This is a genomic window from Proteiniclasticum sediminis, assembly GCF_018128025.1.
Lineage (GTDB): Bacteria > Bacillota > Clostridia > Clostridiales > Clostridiaceae > Proteiniclasticum > Proteiniclasticum sediminis.
Map to the genome: position 1 here is coordinate 1 of NZ_JAGSCS010000036.1, position 5,435 is coordinate 5,435.

General features: G+C 53.4%; 5 protein-coding genes and 1 pseudogene. All 6 read right to left on the minus strand.

Going from position 1 to position 5,435, the window contains the following annotated elements:
• Window positions 1–214: 214 nt before the first annotated feature.
• Entirely contained in the window at window positions 215–1,579 is a 1,365-nt protein-coding gene (locus tag KCG48_RS14190) for a citrate:proton symporter (RefSeq protein WP_211802836.1), read from the minus strand.
• Window positions 1,580–1,603: 24 nt separating this feature from the next.
• Entirely contained in the window at window positions 1,604–2,218 is a 615-nt protein-coding gene (gene ttdB / locus KCG48_RS14195) for a L(+)-tartrate dehydratase subunit beta (RefSeq protein ID WP_211802837.1), read from the minus strand.
• Window positions 2,215–3,114, minus strand: coding sequence for a L(+)-tartrate dehydratase subunit alpha (ttdA, locus tag KCG48_RS14200; protein ID WP_211802838.1), 900 nt, complete (start codon window positions 3,112–3,114; stop codon window positions 2,215–2,217). Before ttdA ends, ttdB begins: the two co-directional genes overlap by 4 nt.
• Before the next feature lie 215 nt (window positions 3,115–3,329).
• On the minus strand, window positions 3,330–4,016 hold the full coding sequence (locus tag KCG48_RS14205) for a GntR family transcriptional regulator (RefSeq protein WP_211802839.1): 687 nt from the start codon (window positions 4,014–4,016) through the stop codon (window positions 3,330–3,332).
• Window positions 4,013–4,648 carry a GntR family transcriptional regulator gene (locus tag KCG48_RS14210; protein ID WP_211802840.1) on the minus strand — a complete coding sequence of 212 codons (636 nt, stop codon included), beginning with the start codon at window positions 4,646–4,648 and terminating at the stop codon, window positions 4,013–4,015. Before KCG48_RS14210 ends, KCG48_RS14205 begins: the two co-directional genes overlap by 4 nt.
• 127 nt (window positions 4,649–4,775) lie before the next feature.
• A pseudogene (locus KCG48_RS14215) lies at window positions 4,776–5,435 on the minus strand (oxaloacetate decarboxylase subunit alpha); the annotation flags it as partial.

Here is a 5,435-nt window from a genome sequence, read left to right on the forward strand (position 1 = left end):
TGGAGCACTCACCGGCGCTGCCGGTGCGGGTGAAACCGCTTCTTGATGGACAGGTTCCGGTTTCTTCTTCCTGAACAGATCAAATAGTCCCATGACTCTCCTCCTTTATCCTCTTTAAATATCGTAACGGATATTTCCGTTCAATGAAATGCCTCTTTCCAGGAGAAACCCTGGAAAGAGGCATCAGATGCTCATCACGAAGGCTGTTGTCTCTTTACAGCGGCATAGCTCCGGTGACGGTATGCACAATCAGGTAGATGAAGAGAATGGGCCAGGCATATTTGGTGTACTCCTTCTGGAAGTCCACAAAGTTGGTTTCTGTCCGCTCACAGAGCATGTAGAGCGCAGGGATCACCGGACTGATGAGACGGAAGGACTGTCCCACCATGGAGGCAACAGCTGCCTGGTCGGGGGAAATTCCAAACTGTCCCATGACTCCTGCCAGGACGGAGGCGATGCCAAAGTAGAAGGCATCCTGAGGGAGGAAGGTGATGGCTGGCGCTGCGATGATGGCATAGATGGGTGCCATGTGGGCACCTAGTCCGGAAGGAATGATCCCAGCAATGCTGGTGGCCAGGGCTGCAGACATGCCGCTTCCGCCGAGGATTCCAGAGAAGGCACCGGCAGCCAGCGTGGCCAGAGCCGGAGGAAGCGCATCGGGAGCCAGATCATCCAAGATTCCCTTAGCTGTGGGCACATCCCAGTAGTTAACCTTCAGGGCGATGGCGGTACCCAGCATGAAGAGGACAGAGCCGTGGACCACATCCATGAGGAGCAGCGTCAGCACCAGAATGGTGAGTCCCAGGTTGAACCAGAAAAGCTTAGGTCTCTTCTTTTCGGGCTCGTTTTCGCGAATGGCATTAAGCATTTCCTGGAGAACTTCGGGATGAAGCTCTGCGGTGGTCTTGGGATCGAAGTTCAGTCTCTTTCTTTCCTTTTTGCCTAGCCAGTACGCCATGAAGATGGCATAGACTTCGGCCACGAGCATACCGGGAAGGATGCTGGCGAAGAGGGTACTGATTTCCACATCCAGAGCCGTGGCTGCGGCAATGGTGGGGCCGCCCCAGGGAAGCTGATTGAAGATGCCGATGGGGGTGACCACGATGATGGCCAGGTAGATGAGCTTCATGTTCATCTGTTTCCAAAGGCTCAGGAAGGCTGCAATGACGATGATGATGGTGGTGGTGGTGTCCCCGTTTAAGGTAACGACGCTGGCGACCAGTACGGTGGCCAGGGTGACCTTCAGTGGATCTCCCTTGGCTTTCTTGATAAAGAACTCACTGAGCGGATCGAAGAGTCCAGCGTAGAGCATAACACCGAAGAAGAGAACGGCAAAGAGAATGATGATAGCTGGGGAGATGACGCCCATGGATACTTTCCCCGTGGTGGCATTTTGCGTGTAGAAAATTCCGTTCTTGATCCAGGTGAAGACATCCAGCACTGATTTCCCTTTAACCAAGGCAGCGATGACACCAAAGACAAAGGGGACGATGGTGAGTGCGCCGAAAACATTGAGTTTTCGCATGGAAAGACTGAGGATGAAGACCAGGATCATGGCTAATGCGATGAAGGTTAACATTGACTTTCCCCCTAATAGTTTCTCTTACTTAATGTATTTGACTTTCTCGGAAATTTCTTTGACGATCTGATCTCGGCGTTCATTGAAGATGACCTTGTTCTGTTCAAAGATGTTATTGCCGTGGGTATCAATGGAGATGATGAGGGGCCCGAACTCTTTCACGCGGCAGACCCAGAGGGTTTCCGGCATGCCCAGGTCCATCCACTCTGCCCGCTCGATCTCTTCCACTTCCTTGGCGGCCAGGACGGCGCATCCGGCGGGGAAAACCGCATGGACAGCTTTATGTTCCTGACAGGCTTCCATGGTTTCTTTCCCCATACCGCCTTTGCCAACGACCAGCTTCACGCCGGTGCGAGCGATGAACTCTTTCTCGAACTTTTCCATTCTCATGCTGGTGGTGGGTCCCACAGAGACCATTTCAAACTTGTTCTCTTCCCCTTCGATTTTACGCACAATGGGGCCGGCATGGAAGATGGCTCCGCCTTGAAGATCTACGGGAAGTTCTCTTCCGTATTCAATGAGTCTTCGGTGAGCTACGTCGCGGCAAGTGACGATGTGTCCGTTCAGGTACACCACATCTCCCACGTTCAGCCCTTCCAGATCACTGGCGCTGATGGGTGTTGTTAGGATCTTCTTCATAGTACAACCTCCTTGTGGGTAAGTAGTTCATAGTTGAGGGCGCTGTCGATGAGGATGGTTCCCCGGCGATGGGACCAGCAGCCCACGTTAACGGCAACACCGATGGTCGAAGGATGACGGGCGGCATTCTCGATGTGAACGCCCATGACCGATGCGGATCCAGTGAGTCCCTGGGGTCCGAGGCCGATCTTGTTGATGCCGTCTTCCAGCATTCTTTCCAGTTCTGCAGCCTTCTCATTGGAGTTATGGGTTCCGATGCGGCGCATGAGAGCTTTCTTGGACATGATGGCTGCACTTTCCACGGAGGTTCCGATACCGATTCCCACCAGCAGTGGAGGGCAGGCATTGAGCCCGTAAGTGGTCATGACTTCCGCCACGTAGCGGACAATTTCTTCATAACCGGCAGAGGGCATCAGCACTTTGGCGGTTCCGGGGAGGGAGCATCCGCCGCCGGCCATGTAGACATCGATCTCCACCTTGTCGCTGTAGGGGACGATCTCGAAATCAATCCAGGGTGCTTTCTTGCCTGTATTGGTTCCGGTGTTCTTTTCATCGAAGGTTTCCACGGCATTGTGGCGCAGGGGAGCTCTCTTCGTGGCATCGACTACGGCGCTGCGAAGAATCTCCTCCAGTTCATCGATGAGGGGGAATTTAGTTCCCACCCGCACAAAAAACTGCAGTACGCCCGTGTCCTGGCAGGAAGGCCGGTTGAATTCCAGGGCCATCTTCTGGTTCAGAAACATGGAGTCGTAGATCATTTTGGCCATGGGCATCTCCTCGTTCTCCGCGAGATCCTTCAGCTTTTCCGTTACATCGTCCGGCAGCTGTTTTCCGACCAGGGCAACAAATTTGGACATGATGTCCGTTAGGGTTTGAGCGGCTTGGCTGTTGCTCATTACATTTCCTCCTTAAGAAAATCCTTGTTCGATCACTTATCATTAATATTTGATAATGTATACAATTAGAAGATACCACCGGATGAACACGTTGTCAAGATAATTTTTCGGTGAAGATTCTTAAGCTTGTTATAAAATTAACATTTGGATGATGTCGGCTGTTCAAGAAAAAGGAGCCCTCCGCCCCATGGGCGGAAGGCTCCTGAAAAGATCGGCTACTGGCCGTTCTTCTCTTCTTCGTTTTGCTTGTTCTCCTCCACGTTGAAGCGAGTGAGAATATTCTTGTAGCTGCGGTAGATATGTTCATTCATGAGAGCTCGGGCCTTTTCCGGATCCCGGTCCAAAATGGCCTGGAGGATGCCCGTATGCTCCCGGTGGGAAAGCTTCGCATATTCCATTTCCGTAATCCCCACATCCATGGAGAGTCCGTTCCAGAGGGAGGTCAGGATGGCCTTGATTTTGTCATTGCCGGCGGCTTCCCAGATTCCCAGGTGGAAGGCATGGTTGGAATTGGAGTACTCCTCCACCACCCCTTCATTGAGGAGCTTTTCTGTGTGCTGGTGCAGTTCCACAATATCGGAGATGTCAGCACCGCTTTTGGCCGCCATGGCTGCCGCTTCACTTTCCAGTACGGCACGGGTTTCGTAGTGGTCCTGGAGGTTTTTTCGCGAGATGCCCAGAACCAGGGCGCTCTTATTGGGACGACGCTTGATGAGGAGCTCGCCTTCCAGAATCTGGAAGGCTTCCCGGACGGGGGTGATGGAGACATCCAGCTGACTGGCGATGCCTTCCAGGGTGATGAGATCCCCTTCCTTCAGTTCCCGGAGCATGATGGCTTCGCGTAGCCGAATGGCCACCATTTCCCGGGCGGGAACCAGTTTGATTGGTTTCAGATTCTTCATTTGTTTTCATCCTTTTCGTATCGAAGAGCCAGGGCTTGGAAATATTCCTTCGCCAGGCTTCGAAGTCCTGATTGATCTTGGGCAGCCAGCCGTTCCAGCACCGCCGTCATCATGGCCCCGGAGGCCTGGGCGTCACCCGCCCGGTCCATGGCATAGAACGGATACCCGCTGAGCACTTTCTGGTGCATTTTCTGGAGATAGGGAATGCCCAGTTCCTGGGACAGCGCAAGATGGAACGTTTTTTCCAGTTCTCGGCATTTTCCCGGATAGCCCTGGTTTAGGGCCAAAGCATGCTCCTTCGCCAACCGAGTCAGTTCCCCCCACTTCTCCGGGTGACCGGAAAGAAGGGAGAGAATCTCCCCTTCCAGAGCACCCAGCACCTGGAAGATCGTAAGGATCTCTTCCTGGGTTACGGGCACCACGCGCATGTGGCGGTTGGAGAGTCTTTCGAGGAGCCCCTCCTGTTCCAGCACCTGGAGAGCTTCCCGCACTGGAGTTCGGGAAAGCTGAAGCAGTTCCGCCAGATCCTCCTGGACGATATCCGCCTCGGGGGTCAGCCGTCCGGAGAGAATATATTCTCGCAGAATATCGGCAATCTGATCTTTCGTTTGTGTAGTTCCTACTTTCCGCATGGCTTTCCCTCCTCGTTTCCGGTTTTTTCTCTTCCTTATTATATAACATTGTATACAAAGTTAAAATGAAATCTTTCTAACACAGGAAACTCCCTCCAGAAAAACTTTTCCGGAGGGAGTACTTGTTTTACAGAATCACCGTGACGGTCTGCTCCTGGATATCGTAGAAGGGATTTTTCCGCTTCTTCAGGAACGGCAGGGCCAGGGTGGGGAAAAGCGCGTACATGAGGACATCCTCGGTGGACTCGGCCAGATCGCCCAGTTCCGCCTTGAAGTTCTCCATCTCGGGCTTCAGAAGATCGGCTGGACGCATGGTCAGCACTTCTTCCTCGCCGATGATCTTTTCCTTCATCTCCGGGGAGATTTCTCCCGGAGGGGTGCCGTAGAGACCCTTGACGTAGTCCTTGATCTCCTTGGGAACCATCTTGTAGCGTTCTCCGCTTAAGACATTCATCACCGCCTGGGTGCCCACCATCTGAGAAAGGGGGGTAACCAGCGGCGGATAACCGAGCTCTGCCCGAACCTTGGGGACTTCTCGGAGAACTTCCTCGTAGAGGTGTTCCTTCTTGGCGTCCTTCAGCTGGGAGAGAAGATTGGAGAGCATGCCGCCCGGTACTTGGTACACCAGGGTGTCCGGCTCCACGTCCATGACCTTGGGGTTCAGGATGCCGTCTTTTCGGAGCTGCTCCTTGATGGGCTTGTAGTGCTCTGCCACGATCTTGATCTTGTCAAAATGCAGGCCCGTATGGTAACCCAGTTCCTCCAGGGCGATGCCCAGGGATTCCGT

Coding starts and splice junctions, on each gene's coding strand:
- KCG48_RS14190 (WP_211802836.1), bottom strand. CDS start 1,579: ATGTTAACCTTCATCGCATTAGCCATGATCCTGGTCTTCATCCTCAGT.
- ttdB (WP_211802837.1), bottom strand. CDS start 2,218: ATGAAGAAGATCCTAACAACACCCATCAGCGCCAGTGATCTGGAAGGG.
- ttdA (WP_211802838.1), bottom strand. CDS start 3,114: ATGAGCAACAGCCAAGCCGCTCAAACCCTAACGGACATCATGTCCAAA.
- KCG48_RS14205 (WP_211802839.1), bottom strand. CDS start 4,016: ATGAAGAATCTGAAACCAATCAAACTGGTTCCCGCCCGGGAAATGGTG.
- KCG48_RS14210 (WP_211802840.1), bottom strand. CDS start 4,648: ATGCGGAAAGTAGGAACTACACAAACGAAAGATCAGATTGCCGATATT.